The organism is Lacticaseibacillus zeae subsp. silagei, assembly GCF_030770335.1.
Classification (GTDB): Bacteria; Bacillota; Bacilli; order Lactobacillales; family Lactobacillaceae; genus Lacticaseibacillus; species Lacticaseibacillus zeae.
In genome coordinates this window covers 521152-536065 of sequence record NZ_CP132484.1, presented here as the reverse complement: position 1 = coordinate 536065, position 14914 = coordinate 521152, and the positions used below count along the sequence as shown (strand labels likewise).

17 protein-coding genes are annotated in these 14914 nt (G+C 47.6%); 11 read left to right on the top strand and 6 right to left on the bottom strand.

All coding sequences use genetic code 11. From position 1 onward, the window contains the following. Window positions 1–69 precede the first annotated feature (69 nt). Window positions 70–363, bottom strand: a complete 294-nt coding sequence (locus tag LACZS1_RS02555; protein WP_010492997.1) for an ArsR/SmtB family transcription factor — start codon at window positions 361–363, stop codon at window positions 70–72. A gap of 322 nt (window positions 364–685) precedes the next feature. On the opposite strand from LACZS1_RS02555, the gene LACZS1_RS02550 reads away from it, so the two are divergent. Both LACZS1_RS02550 and LACZS1_RS02545 read left to right on the top strand, forming a co-directional pair. After that, window positions 686–2098 (top strand): 3'-5' exonuclease, encoded by a 1413-nt coding sequence (locus LACZS1_RS02550; RefSeq protein WP_070650223.1) that lies wholly within the window; start codon window positions 686–688, stop codon window positions 2096–2098. A gap of 223 nt (window positions 2099–2321) precedes the next feature. Beyond that, window positions 2322–2573 (top strand): hypothetical protein, encoded by a 252-nt coding sequence (locus LACZS1_RS02545; protein WP_070650227.1) that lies wholly within the window; start codon window positions 2322–2324, stop codon window positions 2571–2573. Between the two features lie 84 nt (window positions 2574–2657). Here the strand turns inward: LACZS1_RS02545 and LACZS1_RS02540 are convergent, their stop codons facing one another. Next, window positions 2658–3545: an Rgg/GadR/MutR family transcriptional regulator gene (locus tag LACZS1_RS02540; protein WP_070650224.1), complete on the bottom strand. Its 888-nt coding sequence runs from the start codon at window positions 3543–3545 to the stop codon at window positions 2658–2660. 128 nt (window positions 3546–3673) lie between these two features. Between LACZS1_RS02540 and LACZS1_RS02535 the strand changes: the two genes are divergently transcribed. Next, the gene (locus LACZS1_RS02535; RefSeq protein ID WP_010492988.1) at window positions 3674–3853 is read left to right on the top strand and encodes a hypothetical protein; all 180 of its coding nucleotides are present in this window, start codon (window positions 3674–3676) and stop codon (window positions 3851–3853) included. Between the two features lie 301 nt (window positions 3854–4154). On the opposite strand, the gene LACZS1_RS02530 is transcribed toward LACZS1_RS02535, so the two are convergent. After that, window positions 4155–5387, bottom strand: coding sequence for an IS110 family RNA-guided transposase (locus LACZS1_RS02530; RefSeq protein ID WP_070650064.1), 1233 nt, complete (start codon window positions 5385–5387; stop codon window positions 4155–4157). Window positions 5388–5748: 361 nt separating this feature from the next. Between LACZS1_RS02530 and LACZS1_RS02525 the strand changes: the two genes are divergently transcribed. The 8 genes from LACZS1_RS02525 (at window position 5749) to LACZS1_RS02490 (ending at window position 12189) form a co-directional block, all read left to right on the top strand. After that, a complete protein-coding gene (locus tag LACZS1_RS02525) occupies window positions 5749–6177 on the top strand; it encodes an OsmC family protein (RefSeq protein ID WP_070650765.1) in 429 nt (142 codons plus the stop codon). 194 nt (window positions 6178–6371) lie between these two features. Beyond that, on the top strand, window positions 6372–7391 hold the full coding sequence (dhaK, locus tag LACZS1_RS02520; protein WP_070650763.1) for a dihydroxyacetone kinase subunit DhaK: 1020 nt from the start codon (window positions 6372–6374) through the stop codon (window positions 7389–7391). Then, on the top strand, window positions 7378–7959 hold the full coding sequence (gene dhaL / locus LACZS1_RS02515) for a dihydroxyacetone kinase subunit DhaL (protein WP_070650761.1): 582 nt from the start codon (window positions 7378–7380) through the stop codon (window positions 7957–7959). The genes dhaK and dhaL overlap by 14 nt, the downstream gene beginning before the upstream one ends. Before the next feature lie 29 nt (window positions 7960–7988). Next, window positions 7989–8357: a dihydroxyacetone kinase phosphoryl donor subunit DhaM gene (gene dhaM / locus LACZS1_RS02510; protein ID WP_070650759.1), complete on the top strand. Its 369-nt coding sequence runs from the start codon at window positions 7989–7991 to the stop codon at window positions 8355–8357. Window positions 8358–8450: 93 nt separating this feature from the next. Further along, the gene (locus tag LACZS1_RS02505) at window positions 8451–9017 is read left to right on the top strand and encodes a TetR/AcrR family transcriptional regulator C-terminal domain-containing protein (protein WP_070650775.1); all 567 of its coding nucleotides are present in this window, start codon (window positions 8451–8453) and stop codon (window positions 9015–9017) included. Window positions 9018–9105: 88 nt separating this feature from the next. Next, window positions 9106–9234 carry a hypothetical protein gene (locus LACZS1_RS02500; protein ID WP_010492975.1) on the top strand — a complete coding sequence of 43 codons (129 nt, stop codon included), beginning with the start codon at window positions 9106–9108 and terminating at the stop codon, window positions 9232–9234. Window positions 9235–9247: 13 nt separating this feature from the next. Continuing rightward, window positions 9248–10942, top strand: coding sequence for an oleate hydratase (locus tag LACZS1_RS02495; RefSeq protein WP_070650757.1), 1695 nt, complete (start codon window positions 9248–9250; stop codon window positions 10940–10942). A 269-nt stretch (window positions 10943–11211) separates the two neighbouring features. Next, a complete protein-coding gene (locus LACZS1_RS02490; RefSeq protein ID WP_010492971.1) occupies window positions 11212–12189 on the top strand; it encodes a hypothetical protein in 978 nt (325 codons plus the stop codon). Between the two features lie 82 nt (window positions 12190–12271). On the opposite strand, the gene LACZS1_RS02485 is transcribed toward LACZS1_RS02490, so the two are convergent. From LACZS1_RS02485 to LACZS1_RS02475, 3 genes are all read right to left on the bottom strand, one after another. Then, a complete protein-coding gene (locus LACZS1_RS02485; RefSeq protein ID WP_010492969.1) occupies window positions 12272–13288 on the bottom strand; it encodes a linear amide C-N hydrolase in 1017 nt (338 codons plus the stop codon). A 189-nt stretch (window positions 13289–13477) separates the two neighbouring features. Continuing rightward, the gene (locus LACZS1_RS02480) at window positions 13478–13633 is read right to left on the bottom strand and encodes a hypothetical protein (RefSeq protein WP_157951517.1); all 156 of its coding nucleotides are present in this window, start codon (window positions 13631–13633) and stop codon (window positions 13478–13480) included. A gap of 278 nt (window positions 13634–13911) precedes the next feature. Next, window positions 13912–14778 (bottom strand): MetQ/NlpA family ABC transporter substrate-binding protein, encoded by an 867-nt coding sequence (locus LACZS1_RS02475; protein ID WP_070650755.1) that lies wholly within the window; start codon window positions 14776–14778, stop codon window positions 13912–13914. Between the last annotated feature and the right edge of the window lie 136 nt (window positions 14779–14914).

The following is a 14914-nucleotide window of genomic DNA, read 5'->3' as shown; positions in this document are numbered from 1 at the left end:
TCCAATCTGTTTTATAGTTTTAAATTTATCAAACAATTATCGCTAAAAAATAAGCAACCATGTGCTTATTTACAGCTCAGCAAGTAATCCCGGGAAGACGGATTCAATCTTATCGGTATTTAACGTGACGAATTTCTGCCGTCCTTGAACGCGTGTGGTAATCATGCCGATTTCACGTAACGTGCGCAAATGATATGACATCGTTGATTTGTCAATCTCCACGTGCTGGTTAAGCTCATTGCACCCCATTTCGTGGCCCACGTGGTAAAGCATGCGCACAATCGTGTAACGTCCCGGCTCGGACAAGGCAAAGAAAATTCGCTGCTTGAAAGCTGTTGCGTCTGTTGATTGTTTGATATCCATACAACAGTTATGCCACAGATCATCGGTGAAAACAAGGGACTTCTTAAAAATAAGTGAAAGTTTGAGCCTTTTTCGCAATTCAAGGTGTCCGTGTGCGGGGGGTAAGAATTGTAGGGCAATCCGGCTCCGAAACGCGATCCCCGGCGCAGAAGCCTGCGTGTAAGAACCTTGGTCGCAATGGCAAAGAGCGCCATCACGCCCAAGGCCACTTACACTCCGGTTTCTAACCGCGCCGGCTCACGCTCTTTCCCCAAAAGCAAATTTTCTTCACTCTTGGTATACTGTTCGTATATGTCAAATACCAAGTAAGGAGGGTTGCAGCATGGCGCGGTCCACTAATCGAAAAAGAAAAATGCGCTCGCCGCGACAGGCACGGCGTCAGTTGAATAAGTTATTGCGCGACCCAATTGCCAAACCGCATAATGCCGCAGCCGTGCGCATTCGCCTTGATGAACTCATGGCGCTTTTTCAGCATCGTGAGTACCGGCCACACCAGTCTGCAACCGTTAATCGGGTCAACATTCAAGGAAACGTGCAATTTGATCTGGCTCGTTGGTACCCTGAAGGTGGCCGGCTGCGTGACATGTTGCGCCCACGCGATCCGCTGCTTCCGATCACGTTTTCGGTTCAGGATTTTGGCAATCATCGCAAAAGCCTCGCCCGCGGCCTCACGCTAGCTGTTTCTAAAGCTGCTCGACAACTGGATCAAATGAGAGCCGCCGATAAATTGCCAATCATCATGCAGCCGTTTAGCGACTGGGTTCATCTCCTCGCCCTTGGATTGCAAAATTGGCTTGAAACCGGTCAGGTGGTCTTTTCTTTGCTTGATCTCAAGGGCGCCTACGTCTTGACGACGATGCCGACTGCCCCAGCTACTTGGCTGGCCAGGCTTTTTGGCATTTCCTTGGGCCAGGCCGATCAGACCCTGACCGATTTGCGCCACCAACGGCAAGAACAAGCAGACCGTTTAACCACCAAACTAGCAGCCAAATTTGCGCAGGAAAAAGCCCCGTTAGTGCAATCCGCAAACCAGCGCGCGGCCAAGTCGCTGCAGTTAGACCCACCAACGATGGCCCAGCTTGCCTCAGACCAAGCACCGCTAAAAACGCAAAAAGACGTCATCGATCGACTGGCCCGGGGCGACTACATCGTGATCGATACAGAGTTTGTGGCCGATCGCAACCAACTTGACCTAACTGAAATCAGCTTGTTACGGGTCCGTGATCATCACGTTGCAGGGGCGTTTGATATTTTTACCCAACTACCTGAAGGCCATCACGTAATGCCATTCTCGGTCAAAATTACTGGGATTACCGATGACTTGTTGAATCAATACGGACAACCGCTGCCGCTTGCCAAAACAGCTGTCGAACAATTGTTGAAGCATGAACTCGTTGTCGGCTTCGCACTCAGCAATGACCTACGCGCCCTTCGCGCCGGCCTCGCGATCGATGTGCCACCTGTTCAAACCTTCGACGTCGCCGCATTAGCCCGTAAAACTTTCGGAATCGGCAAAAAGCATACCCCTTCACTGCAATACTACAAAGAGGCGCTCGGCATTGATTTACCTTCTCACACAGCCTTGAGTGATGCCCAAACCACGATGGCCTTGCTCGAACACCTCATTTGGGAAGGCAGCCCACTCATCACCAAGGAACTTGGCTTTGAACAGCGTCCACCTGAACACGCCAATGATCCGGAGCCTTATCAGAAGCCGGATTTGAGTGACAAATAGTTAAAAATAAATATCTTGCGTTCGATCGAAAAGCTTAGTTCTCACATTTTATTAATCTGTTCAACGATATGATTAAATAAAGTACATTTTTATTGACTAATCCATCATAATTTAGCTATATTAAAGTTACAAGGGATCGTTTCTTTGGAGATTGTAAAGCAAACTCAAGTCCATATCCTGCGCGAACGTTCAAAAAATAGGGAGAAGGGCCATGCTGGAAATCATACTAGAAATAGTGATGATAGTTGCCATCATCTCGCTGCAGACTTTCTTTGGTTACATTGGCAACAAGATACTAGGAGCGCTTTTGCCAGCAGCTCTGATAGTTGTATATTTTTATTTCATTGTTCAAGGTCAAATACATTTCTCCATTATTGACATTGTCCTTCCCATTGTTGGACTTATGGCACTAATCAGCATTTGGGCAGGCGGGCGAAAGACAAAGCTTCGGAAGACGAAAGTTCAGGAAAAGTAAAAAGCAACGACTTTTGCAAACCATGGCGAAAGTCGTTGCTTTTTGCGTCCTCGATGGTTTTCTTATTGAAGTCACAAATGGGACTCAGGCTTCTAAATGCTCCCCTAGAATGGTATCTGGATCAATTCTCAAAGATTTGATCCAGTCAATATTCTTCTCAAAAAGTGTCTGATCGATCAGTCTTGTCGCTTTTAAAAACACCTTCAGTTTATCCAAGCTTTCTCGATTTAAGGAATCCAATTTAAACTGAATCATCAACTTCAGAAAGGTCACATGATGCCGCATGTAAAGAACATGACGGTCTAACTTTTCTAAGTCTAAAAAATCTAAAAAACGTACTGCAGAAGACGGATCATCTTGGCCAAGAAAGAACGCTGACAAATTATATAAAGCGCTTATCAGCAACTCATCGTAGCTAGGTAGGTGGAATTGCTGATAAGCACGAAACATCTTTTTTGCGATCCTCAAATTGATTTTGGCAGGTAAAGAGAACACTAGATTAGTGAACACTATATATTCAAAGCTGAACCACCTGCCAGGTTGAAGCAGATAGTCTTGAATAAAATCGCAATCATCTTTGGAAAGTGAACTCTCTTGCCGTGACAACTCGTCGATACAGTTCTGAATCATCATACCGATAAGTCTGTTGGGAGTTGTTGATGGATTTTTTTCTTTGTATGACTTTAATAAACTGATCAGCTCTTCTAAATCTGTTGAATCGTAGTAATGTGCCATTTGCTTAAAGATTGAGGTTGATGCCTCATCTCTATCATTAATCAAACGGCAAAATTCTTCAGCGGACATAAACGTTGGCTGAAGTATCTTCATCATTGTCCGCAACGTCATGTCACTCTGATCGTGCTCTAAGTGGGAAATTGTTGATTGGTGTAAATCTGCCTTTACTTCCTTGATTTTCAAGTCACGTCTTCGCCGCACCTCGCGATAAATGGATCCTGCTGCATAGTCCGCCACGCAAGTACCTCGTTTCTTTTCGAAATATAAAAATATGAATGATTTCATATTAGCATAAAATTCTTCATTAATGCGGTAATCTATAAAGAGCCAAAAATGGCTAATTTGGATTTGAGGTGTCAATCAAAATGCGAAAATTATGGATTGCAGCCTTTGCAACTTTCTTTATTGCTTCAGTCCTTGGCGTTCTTTATGGCCAAGTTGGTGGAGGTTTGCTTCTAGTCACAGCGTTAGCTTTTGGTGTTGGAAACGATATTATTCTGATTGTGATCCTTTATAAATTAATTTCCAGAATTTTTAAATCGTAATCCAGTCTTAGCTTGAGAGAAAAGAACATCAGTTTACTGAACACATGTAAGCGTTTATACTTAATACGGTTGCCTAGTATGCTACAGCTGAATTAAGGACACCATATACTGGCCTAACCGTTAACTAGTCGCTCCATGAGCCCAGATCTATCGACAATCCACGAGACTTGTGGTCTGAAGTCAAGGGAGTGATTCAAATTATCTAGACTTGTTTCATTTTTCAGAGGGTATACTTCCCCCAGCCCAGGGATTTAGTAATTTCTCTAGGTGAATCTAAAGCCCTAACTTGACGCTTGGCGCGCTAGACCGCTTTGGCTGGTTTATACAACTCGTGGTTTTTAAGTAATGCATAGATCACGCGTACCAGCTTTCTTGCAGTCATGACACAAGCACGTCGGTGTTGATATTTTGGCACCTCCCGGTATTTCTTGTCGTAAAATCTGGCAAATGTGGGATCATGCGCTCTTACCGAGTTGGCAGCTTCAATTAGGTAATAGCGTAAGTACTGATCGCCGTTATGCGTGCGCGGCGTTAGTTGCCGCTCACCGTTTCCGGATTGACTTCTGCGCCAAACCAGTCCGGCATAGCTTGCCAAACTAGCTTCACTCGGAAACCGTTCAATCTGACCAATTTCAGCCAGTAGTCCAGCCGAGTAGACTGGGCCAACGCCTGGAATACTTTGCGTTGACTGTGAGCCATCAATGACGGCACACAGGTCGGTGATGCTCTTGTCTAGGGCTTTTAGTTGCTTTTGTAACATCCGGATCTGGTTGATGTAAATCGCCATGACCTGGTCAACAGAATCGGCAACCGTCTTGCTCAAGCGATAAGAGCTACGGATGGCTTTTTGTAAGGCCTTAGCGATCGCCTCTGGGTCACCAAAGCGACCGTGGGACAATTGGTTAAGATCTTGAGTAAGCGTCTGTAAGGGCATCTGAGCGATTTCGTCCAGTGTGTACTTTTCACCGCTAAGCACCGTCATCATCGTGTTTCCGAACACAGAAGTCGGTAGCTCAGCTTCCAGTGTGTTCAATCGGAAGTACAGATTGTTGAGGAAGTGGTTTTTGCCATCTGTAATTTGTTTGACGATGTGATACCGTTCGCGGGTGAGCCGCTGTAAGGCAATGTGTTTCTCGTCGCGGGTCACTGGCACTTGATACCGGCCAATGCGCAGAAAGTCTGCGATGTGGAAGGCATCAATGGTATCAGTCTTGTCGTCATCAAACAATTGGCTGTAACGATGAGTCATCTTGGGGTTCAACGTGACGACAGTGGCATCCAACGCACTGAGCGCTGAGCTTTGTTCAAAGTAAAGTGTGGGGTGGATGTTGTACACCGAGGTGGCTTCCATGCCAATCACGATCTTTAGTGAATCATCTTGGCGTTTAGCCCATTCCAGGATTAATTTCTCAATTTGGCCGGCCCCGTCAGGGGTATTCGTGGTCTTGTCCTGGAAAATAACCTTCTTGGCAGAATCCAAGCCACAGTAATCAAGCTTTGCTTTTGAAACATCAATACCAACATTCAAGTTCATCGAATTGGACCTCCTTTCTGTTCTGATTTATGGATAGGCTTGGGCGCTGCGCGATATTCCCTAATTATGAACCTACAGTACTTCCTCGCAGTATGAGCAGTCTGTCTGAGGATCAGTAGCTGCTCGGTGAAACGCGAGTCACCGAACTGATCTCCAGCCCCCGCAGCTTGTGGTTTGTGCTTGTTCGATTCATCTGGGCGGCAGTCTCGGGGTGAAGTCTAGCAATAGCTAGCAACAGGAGGGAAAAGCCTATACCAGTTGGACCCAAATCCAATGAACAACTAGAGAATATCACGCAACATCCAAGTACGGAGCTATCCAAGAACTTGGTTGTAATTTAAATATACGAGGAGGAATTTTCATGCAAGACGAACGTTGGAATCACCCACTGTACACAACTGAAGCCATTAACGACGAAGGACTGGAAGGTCACGCTTATGTTCCCGGCGGTTTGAAAGTTCAGACGAGCAGCCCGATGAATGACCATCCGGGGACCAACCCTGAACAGCTTTTGGGCTTGTCGTTGAGCACTTGCCTTGAAGCCACATTGGAAGCCGTTGAAAAGGAACATGGACTGCCACATACCGGCGCAGTTCGCGTGAAAGTGGCGTTCATCGGCGCCCGTGCCGAGTACCAATTTCTGGTTCACGCCCAGGTCATGGTAAAAGGCGTCGATCTCGATACCGCCAAAACCTTCACTGAAGAAATTGAAAATCGCTGCCCGGTTTCAAAGTTACTTAAAAATAGCGGCAACTACACCATCGAAACCGTCACCGATTTCGCTGACTAACTGCTGCATCACCTATTCGTCTCGTTAAGCCAAATGTGCTTAACGAGGCGTTTTTATTTTCTGGCCCGCGATCTAAAATCGATTGTCACAAACGCCGCCACCATTAAGATTCCCCTTGTTATTCTTAGCTGACGACCTGACTTTTTAGCACTGAAAGCGGTACACTGATAACTAGAAGGGAGTTGCAACCAAATATGAAGAAGATTATCAATGACCCGGGCAATATTGTCCCGGAAATGATTGCTGGTCTCGCTGCCAGTTATCCGCAATATTTGAAACAGATTCCTGAAACAACGGCGGTCGTCCGCAATGACGCCGCATTTAAGCAACATGCAAAAGTCGGCGTTATTTCCGGTGGTGGTTCAGGGCATGAGCCGCTGCATGCCGGTTATGTCGGCCAAGGCATGCTTGATGCCGCAGTGGCCGGCCAAGTCTTTACTTCGCCGACGCCCGACCAGATTTACGCCGCGATCAAGGCAGTTAACCAAGGTGAAGGAGTTCTCATGATCGTCAAGAATTACTCCGGTGACGTCATGAACTTCGACATGGCCAAGGACCTGGCCAGCGTTGATGACATCAAAGTCGAGTCAGTCGTCGTGGATGACGATGTGGCCGTCAAAGATTCACTCTACACCCAGGGGCGTCGCGGCGTTGCCGGCACAATTTTTGTCGAAAAGATTCTCGGCGCGGCTTCTGAGGCTGGATTAGGCCTTGATGACCTCAAAAAGTTAGGCGATGCGGTCGTTAAAAATACCAAGTCGTTCGCAGTTGCCTTGCATGCTGCAACGGTTCCAGAAGTCGGCAAGCCCGGTTTTGACCTGAAGCCAGATGAAATCGAATTTGGCGTTGGCATCCACAATGAACCCGGCACCGGTCAGGAAAAGCTGCCGACTTCCAAAGTGCTAGCCAAGCAACTCATCGGCAAGCTAACCGCTGAATTCAAAGATCCTAAAGCTCATAAATACGCGGTGCTGGTCAACGGCATGGGTGCAACCCCGCTGTCCGAGCAGTACATTTTCATGGGCGATGTTTTGAATGAATTACATGCACAAGGCCTCAAAGCCAGCTTCACCAAGGCGGGCAATTATGTCACATCGCTCGACATGGCCGGGGTTTCGCTGACGATGCTGGCGCTGGACGATCCGCAATGGCTGACTTATCTGAATGCATCTGCACACACTGTAGGCTGGGGGGATACTGATGTTAAACGTTGAGACATTAACCAAATGGATGACGAATTTTGAAAACCGGATTGCCGATCAAAAAGATCATCTCACCGAACTTGACCGCGTAATCGGCGACTCCGACCATGGTAACAACATGGAACGCGGCGTCAATGCCATCAAAGCAGCGTTCGAAAAGACACCGCCAACCGACGATCTGGCGCAGGATTTCAAGACAATTGCCATGGCGATGCTCAGTAAAGTCGGCGGTGCCAGCGGTCCGTTGTATGGAACTGCTTTTCTGGAAATGGCTAAACTTGCCAAAACCGATACCGACTTTGGCGACCTTGTCGAAGCAGCTGCCAAGGGGATTGCCAAGCGTGGTCAAGCTAAGCCTGGCGACAAAACCATGTTAGATGTCTGGGCACCTGCTGCTGATTTGATTAAGCAAAACAAACTGACCGCCGCTGCCATTGACAAACTGGTCGAAGCCACCAAGCCAATGACCGCCAAACGCGGGCGCGCATCTTACCTCGGTGAAAAAAGTGTCGGCCACATTGACCCAGGCGCGGCTTCGACTGGTGAGCTACTAAAAGCATACCTCGATGCAAAAGCTTGAACTGTCAAACCTCAAAGGAGCGTGATTCTATGGCAATGGGCATGTTGCTCGTTTCCCACGTACCAGCCATCGCAAGCGGCCTTGAAACGTTGATCAAACAAGTCGCCAAAGATGTGCCAATCACCACAGCCGGCGGTACCAGCGACGGTCAAATCGGCACCGATCTTGACCATATTCAAAAAGCCATTAACGACAACCCGGCTTCCGAATTGCTGGTTTTCTATGATCTCGGCAGCGCTAAAATGAATCTCGACATCGCCGAAGAAGTCAGCGACAAACAAATGCATGTCTATGACGTCGCGTTTGTCGAAGGCGCTTATGCCGCGGCTGCGTTACTTGAAGCTAACGTGGCGCTCGATAAAATCGAGGCACAATTAAAGCCTTTAAAGGTCAAGTAACCTCCACTGCTTGCTGCCGCCAAGCAGCTTCCTGGCAGGATTTGACCCGATCAATTTGATATTTCTACCATAATCACAGGAGCAATGATGTTGATGGCCACATCCGATCAGACCAAAATGCAACTCGCGACCACCTTAAAGCAGCTCATGCAGCATAAGCCGCTGGATCGCATTACCATTGCGGAATTAAGTGCCGCAACCCACGTGAATCGCAACACGTTTTATTATCATTTCGAGGATATCTACGGCCTGCTGAAATGGACGCTTGATGCCGATATTGGGCGTAAAGTCATGCAAAATCTCGGGGCGGCCACCTGGGAAACCAAGTATCGGCTGGTGCTTGATTACATCCTGGCCAATCAGGCATTTTGTTTGAACGCCTTCAATTCTGTTGGTCGCGACATGCTGGAAGAGTTCCTTTTCCAGTCCGCGACTGACATGGTCAAGCCAGTGGTGCTGGACATTGATCCGACCACCCCGCCCAAAATGGTTGCGGACATCTGCAATTTTTATGGCGCCGCGATTGTCGGCCAGGTTTTGTTGTGGTTATCGCAGTCGTTACAGGAACCCGAAGCCGACCTCATCAAACGCGCCGATCTGATGCTTAACGGTTCGATTGCGTTCATTGTGCACAAGCAAGCGCACAATAAAAGAACTTAATTTTCGAACAAACGCCACATTTTGACTAAAGACGCTTCTTTTTCGCATGGCTATACTATAGCTATAGACGGAAAGGAAGCGTTTTTATATGAAAAAACTTTTATGGACGGCACTTGGCCTGGCCTTGGTAACCGGTGGGACAGCCTGGTACTTTGCTAACAAAATGGAACTGTTCAAAGATGACGCAGATGCATACAAGAAGTTCGAAAGTCGTTAGGGGGAACTAAAAGATGATCAAGCATAAGGCGATCATGATCGGCGCTGGGCTAGCTAATATGGCGGCTGCCGTTTATCTGATTCAGGAAGGTCATTGGCAAGGGGATCAAATCACGTTTTATTCACTGGACGATCATGGGTCAAATGATGGCGCACCGGCTGCTGATACGGCGGATGAGTACTGGAATAAGGTTCATCCAATGGAAAACACCAAAGGCTATGTGGCGCGCGGCGGTCGCATGCTGAACTATCGAACCTATGTTGATTTGATGGACCTGTTGAGTCGGATTCCCTCGGCAACTGAACCGGGGCTGACGGCTGAAGAAGATACCCGGCAGTTCGATGCCCAGCATCGCACTTTTGACAAGGCGCGGTTAATGGAAGGCGGCATCGGCATCATTCAAGCTGGCCATTTGGGGCTTAATAACAAGGATCGCCTTTTGCTGACCAAGCTGATTATGATGCCGGACTCAGAAGAAGAAAAACTCGACAATGTCAGCATTGCCGATTACTTCAAAGATGATCCGCATATGTTCCAGACGAATTTCTGGTACATGTGGGAAACGACCTTCGCGTTCCGGATTGAAAGTTCGGCGCAAGAGTTGCGGCGCTACATGCACATGATGATTTATGAGTTCACGCAAATCGAGCATCTGGTGGGCGTTAACCGCACGCGCTACAACCAATTCGAAAGCATCATGTTGCCGCTGATCAACTATCTGAAGGATCAAGGCTGCCGGATTATTCTCAATCGCCGGGTCACGGATTTTGAGTTTAAAGACACGACTATGACCGACGAAATCACCGTCACCGGCCTCAACATGCTGAACACCGAAACCAACAAAACCGAGCATGTTGCTGTGGATGATGACACTGCCGTCTTCTTTACCAACGGCTCCATCACCGATTCAGCCACACAAGGCGACTTTGACCACCCGGCCGTTGAAAACATGGATCAAGGTGCTGCGGCTGGCTTATGGAAACAAGCTACTGAACATTTTTATAACCTTGGCAATCCTGATAAGTTCTTTGCTGATCGCGCCGCCAGCGAATGGGTCAGTTTTACTTTGACCACCAAGGATCACCTGCTGCTCAATGAAATCGAACGCATCACGACGCAGCTTCCGGGGAATGCTTTGAATTCCTTCTTATCCACCCAACCGATCACGGCGCTTGGGCAAAAGGATGTGATGATGTCGATTGTCGTGCATCATCAGCCACACTTCACGACCCAAAAGCCAAACGAGACCGTTCTTTGGGGCTATTTCCTCTATCCACGGCGTTACGGTGAGTTCGTCAACAAGCCGTATATCAAAATGACCGGTAAGGAAATGGCGCTTGAACTGATCGGCCAATTGGCAAAAGTCGATCCGGGTCCCGGCAATATCCGCGATCACCAAGACGCAATTATGGCCAGCATCATCAACAATATTCCGGTCTACATGCCATATGCTTCGGCACTTTTCAACAATCGCGCCAAAGTCGATCGCCCGGAAGTCATTCCGGCCCATTCAACCAATCTCGCCTTCACCGGTGAATTCGTCGAACAACCATTCCAGATGGTCTTCACGGAACAAAGCGCTGTCCGTTCCGGTGAAATTGCTGCCTATCACTTCACTGGCATCCCGATGAGTCACCTCGTTCAAACGCCAAGATATGACAAGGATATTAAGACCTTGATGCGGGCAACGAAGAAAATGTTCGAATAGATTGCCACTAAAGCAACCTGTGCAAGTAAAAAGTCATTTATCCGCCACACTTTCAGTCAACCGGCACCAAAGACGCGTATTCTGTCTTTGGTGCCGATTTTATTTGGCTAGATTTTAACCATTAGACGCTCGCGAAAACACCCATATCGCAGGACTTTTGCTGCGATGATTTTCTTCTGGAAAATAAAGCAACTTTTCATGTGAGCAAAGGCTGACAACTGTTAAACTGAAGATAAGCAAACCCCTAACAACAAGAAGTGGAGGGCAACATGGATTACCAAGAAAAACTGCAACGACATGCTAGCAAGGAAATCGATCTTTATTGGTCTGATTTTCAAAAAAGCGATGACTATGCGGCTTTGATGCAGGATCCGGATTTTAGAAAAGTACCACCAAAAGAAATTCGCGCCATTCTGGTCACCTTCTTTGCTGCGTCATTCAAGAATCTACGCTCCACCATTCAGACACTTTCTGCTGAATCGGTTTCGATTGCACTCGAAACGACACTGCAACAGGTCAACGATGACGATCGCCGCCGCAGCGAAGCCATCGCCATTGCTTCAGAGCTCATCAAAGCCATGATGATTTGGTTAATTCGCACCAAACGCGTCAAGCTGACGATTATCGACTTCATTGATGCCTTAATGGGCGCACTGCTCACAACAACCTATGTCCTCGGGTTAGTCGAAGATGGCGAGCTCGCCTCCCCAATGGCTGATGATTCTGACGGGCGTGATATCGGCTTTGACCCTGCTGGCGATCTTGATGTCGATTCGGAAAGCATGTCAATCCTAGTTGATCAGCTAATGGTCTTTTTCGACTCAAAAGCTTGGCATCACCTACCAGAAGCCACTCAGGACGAAGAATTCTTTGGCGCGGTGATCTTTTTCCTGATTCACACGATTCAAGCCATGTTTGGCCACGAGCCGAAAGAATGGACCAGCCAGGACATCGGCGCTGCGCTGTTGCTACTGCTGCGCGACACCAAACTCGTGCCGCCGGATAAACAGGAAGGCCTGGGCCAGTCCTTAGCCATCTTCATCAAGTCCACCGCCAGCACCCACTTGTGGACGGCAACCCAAATGAAATCCCTAGCTGACACGGCGCAAAATCAGATTAAGGAAGCCTTGACCAAAAAGCCGGTTCCGCGAAAAGGCCACGCCAAAACAGCCGATCACGCCGACTCGGATCAGATTATTCCCATGGCCGAGTGGCAGAAGAACAAACGGCAAAAACGACAACGATAAACTTTATAGCATTGCACAAAAACGCCGTCAAAGGGGAGCTCCCTATTTGGCGGCGTTTTTGTGATGAGTTTTTGGAGATTTTTTATAGTTGATTAAACTGTTCCGTTTTTACCAAATCGTCATAGGTGACTTCCGTAACGGTCGGGTCAAGCGTCTTGGTGGTCATGGTTAGCGTGTTCGAATCCTGAACGTAAATTGCGCGCTTGCTCAAGTCATAGCCTGACCAATACTGGGTGTAATCCGTCAAAATGTCGTGTTTGGGGTCACGACCTAAGCCTTGCGGAATCAGGACCGTCTTGAAGGCATTGTAAAGCACGCGGATGCCATCTTTGCTTTCAAACGGATCAAGATTGCGGGACACAAACATGGCTCTGACAAACCGCGACGGGGAGGTGTAATCACCTGGCAAGCCAAACATGCCGTAGCCGGTTCCCAGTTCAATCGGGTCAAGGTGGTGATCACCGAGATCGGCACCTTCAGGATAATTGTGATCGTTCAGGCTGACATAGTTGCGTAAATTAGTGGTGTGCCAATGATATTCCGGGCTATTTGTCATGGCGCCAATGCTGTCATAAAGCTTGAAGGCCCCGTGATCAGTTGGCTCGATGACTAACCCAGCGCCAGACGGATCGACAAACGTATAATGCAGCGGAATTTTAACGCCTTGACCGCCGAACTGGAGCGGTTCATCAATCAAGCCATATTGACCGGCCAGTTCCCGTACTTCGGCAACATTTTTGCAAGTTGTCAAAGCCAGGCTGACAAACTCTTCACCTTTGATCGGTTTCAAGTTGCGTTTTGCCAGTGAATCGGCACTCGCCCAGCTGCACTCAACCAGCACCTGAAGATCGCCAGCAAGGCCTTCACTATTAACGCCGTCAAATAAAGCGACACTCTGATCAACACCAACGCCGACCGCAGCATACTTGGTTGTCCAAGTCCCACTTTGCGCCGGCAATTGATGATCGGCCGGTAGACTCACGATTTTCCCCGGAACGCCGCCAGCCGGTGTCTCGTGAAAGAAACTCGTGTTATAGTCCATCGTTCGGCCCCAGAAAATATCACCTTGAAGCGATTTGATCGTCATGGATGAACACATATAGAAAAACCTCCTTCGAGAAAATTGAATCACGTGATCTAACAGTACAATTGTTATTATACGCTTGTTCAGTCAGCACTTTAGGTTCATTTAACCTCTGACATCTTTTCAGGCTTTTAGTTATTAAAAAACCCGCGATATGATTGGTCGCGGGTGTGACATCTGATAAGCTATGAATGAGCAGAAAAGTTAATAGGCGGTGGCGCCTCGCAATCGAAAGAAGGTGATGCCGATGGTGTAAAAACTATCGAACCACATTCCGACGAAAGGAGGTGCCGGTGTGTTTATGATTGCCGCACTTGCGACAATCACGGTTTGCATCAGCTCGTTCACTGTTTTGGTCAACACGTTCACTCGTTTGATCAAGGCTTTGATAAAACTGTGCTTTGCAGTTTACGAGCTAAAGCAGGCGCTCGGATTATTCCGAAAAAAATAAACATACTAAAAGCCGCGTTGACTTTGGACACCAATCGCGGCTTTTAGTTTGCGATGTAAGCCACCGTTCTTAATACGGTTCTGCTGTAACAAGGGACGCTTTGTTGAGGCAAGGCGTCTCTTTTACGTATTCATTATAACAGATCCAGAATGGCATAGGAACCGCGGAAATTGACAGGTAACCACACTCAGCTATTTTCCTGCAAATAGCTAATCGGTTTATTAACCTCAAGCTTTGTCCCGGAAAAAGTCTTCTTGATCCAAGCTTGAAGCGTTGGATCGTGGTAAAGTTTCACAAGTTTTTTGAACTGTTTATTGTTCTTATTCTTGGCTGCAGTGGCGAGAATATTGACATTTGCCCGCGTCTTCTGAGTTAATTTTTCATGGAAAAGCGAATCCTTCAAAACGTTGAGTCCGCCATCCAAGGCCCGCGTATTGGAAATCAACTCTGCATCAACGTCCGGCAGCGTCTGCACCGTGGTTTCCACCTCTTTGAATTTTAGCTGTTTAGGATTGGTCTGAATGTCTTTCACGGTACTCAGCGCATTAAAATTCGGCTTCAGCGTGATCAATTTAGCGGCCGCAAGTAGTAATAGCCCGCGGGTGGCATTGGCCGGATCATTTGAAATGCCAATCGTCGCGCCATTGGGAATGTCACTTAAATGTTTGTACTTCTTTGAATACAACCCCATCGGCTCAAGATAGGTCGTCCCAAGTGCGGCCAATTTTTGACTTGGATTGATTTTATTGTATTGCTGAAAATAGGCGTACGACTGGAACGCGTTCACATCAAGTTGCCCTTCAGCAGTCGAAGCATTAATAACGTTGCCATCCGTAACCTGCTTCACTTTAATCGTCAGTCCCGCCTTTTTGGCTTGCGGCGATTTAGCGATATGTTGCCAGATTTGATAGTCCGAGCCACTACTGCCGAGCATGATGGGTTTGCTGCTTGAGCTGGCAGCGGTGCTATCATTTGCGGCCTTACCGCAAGCGACCAGCGTCAAAAGTGACACCAAGGCAATTCCTGTGACGATTATTTTCTTCCAACGATTCATAAACAAAGCCTCCTCAAATGGTCGGCCAGCGCGAATACGGCCGATAAAAACTTGACAAAAGTTATTTTCAACATCACCGTCTCATCACTTTGTTTTGAGTGACCTTCAAACTTGCTCCTGCTGCAAACAAAAAAGT

Excerpts from the sequence above, each read along its gene's own strand:
- dhaL (WP_070650761.1), top strand. The coding sequence starts at position 7,378 with ATGTTAAACGTTGAGACATTAACCAAATGGATGACGAATTTTGAAAAC.
- LACZS1_RS02475 (WP_070650755.1), bottom strand. The coding sequence starts at position 14,778 with ATGAATCGTTGGAAGAAAATAATCGTCACAGGAATTGCCTTGGTGTCA.
- LACZS1_RS02550 (WP_070650223.1), top strand. The coding sequence starts at position 686 with ATGGCGCGGTCCACTAATCGAAAAAGAAAAATGCGCTCGCCGCGACAG.
- dhaK (WP_070650763.1), top strand. The coding sequence starts at position 6,372 with ATGAAGAAGATTATCAATGACCCGGGCAATATTGTCCCGGAAATGATT.
- LACZS1_RS02505 (WP_070650775.1), top strand. The coding sequence starts at position 8,451 with ATGGCCACATCCGATCAGACCAAAATGCAACTCGCGACCACCTTAAAG.
- LACZS1_RS02525 (WP_070650765.1), top strand. The coding sequence starts at position 5,749 with ATGCAAGACGAACGTTGGAATCACCCACTGTACACAACTGAAGCCATT.
- dhaM (WP_070650759.1), top strand. The coding sequence starts at position 7,989 with ATGGCAATGGGCATGTTGCTCGTTTCCCACGTACCAGCCATCGCAAGC.
- LACZS1_RS02500 (WP_010492975.1), top strand. The coding sequence starts at position 9,106 with ATGAAAAAACTTTTATGGACGGCACTTGGCCTGGCCTTGGTAACCGGT.
- LACZS1_RS02495 (WP_070650757.1), top strand. The coding sequence starts at position 9,248 with ATGATCAAGCATAAGGCGATCATGATCGGCGCTGGGCTAGCTAATATG.
- LACZS1_RS02530 (WP_070650064.1), bottom strand. The coding sequence starts at position 5,387 with ATGAACTTGAATGTTGGTATTGATGTTTCAAAAGCAAAGCTTGATTAC.
- LACZS1_RS02555 (WP_010492997.1), bottom strand. The coding sequence starts at position 363 with ATGGATATCAAACAATCAACAGACGCAACAGCTTTCAAGCAGCGAATT.
- LACZS1_RS02490 (WP_010492971.1), top strand. The coding sequence starts at position 11,212 with ATGGATTACCAAGAAAAACTGCAACGACATGCTAGCAAGGAAATCGAT.
- LACZS1_RS02485 (WP_010492969.1), bottom strand. The coding sequence starts at position 13,288 with ATGTGTTCATCCATGACGATCAAATCGCTTCAAGGTGATATTTTCTGG.
- LACZS1_RS02535 (WP_010492988.1), top strand. The coding sequence starts at position 3,674 with ATGCGAAAATTATGGATTGCAGCCTTTGCAACTTTCTTTATTGCTTCA.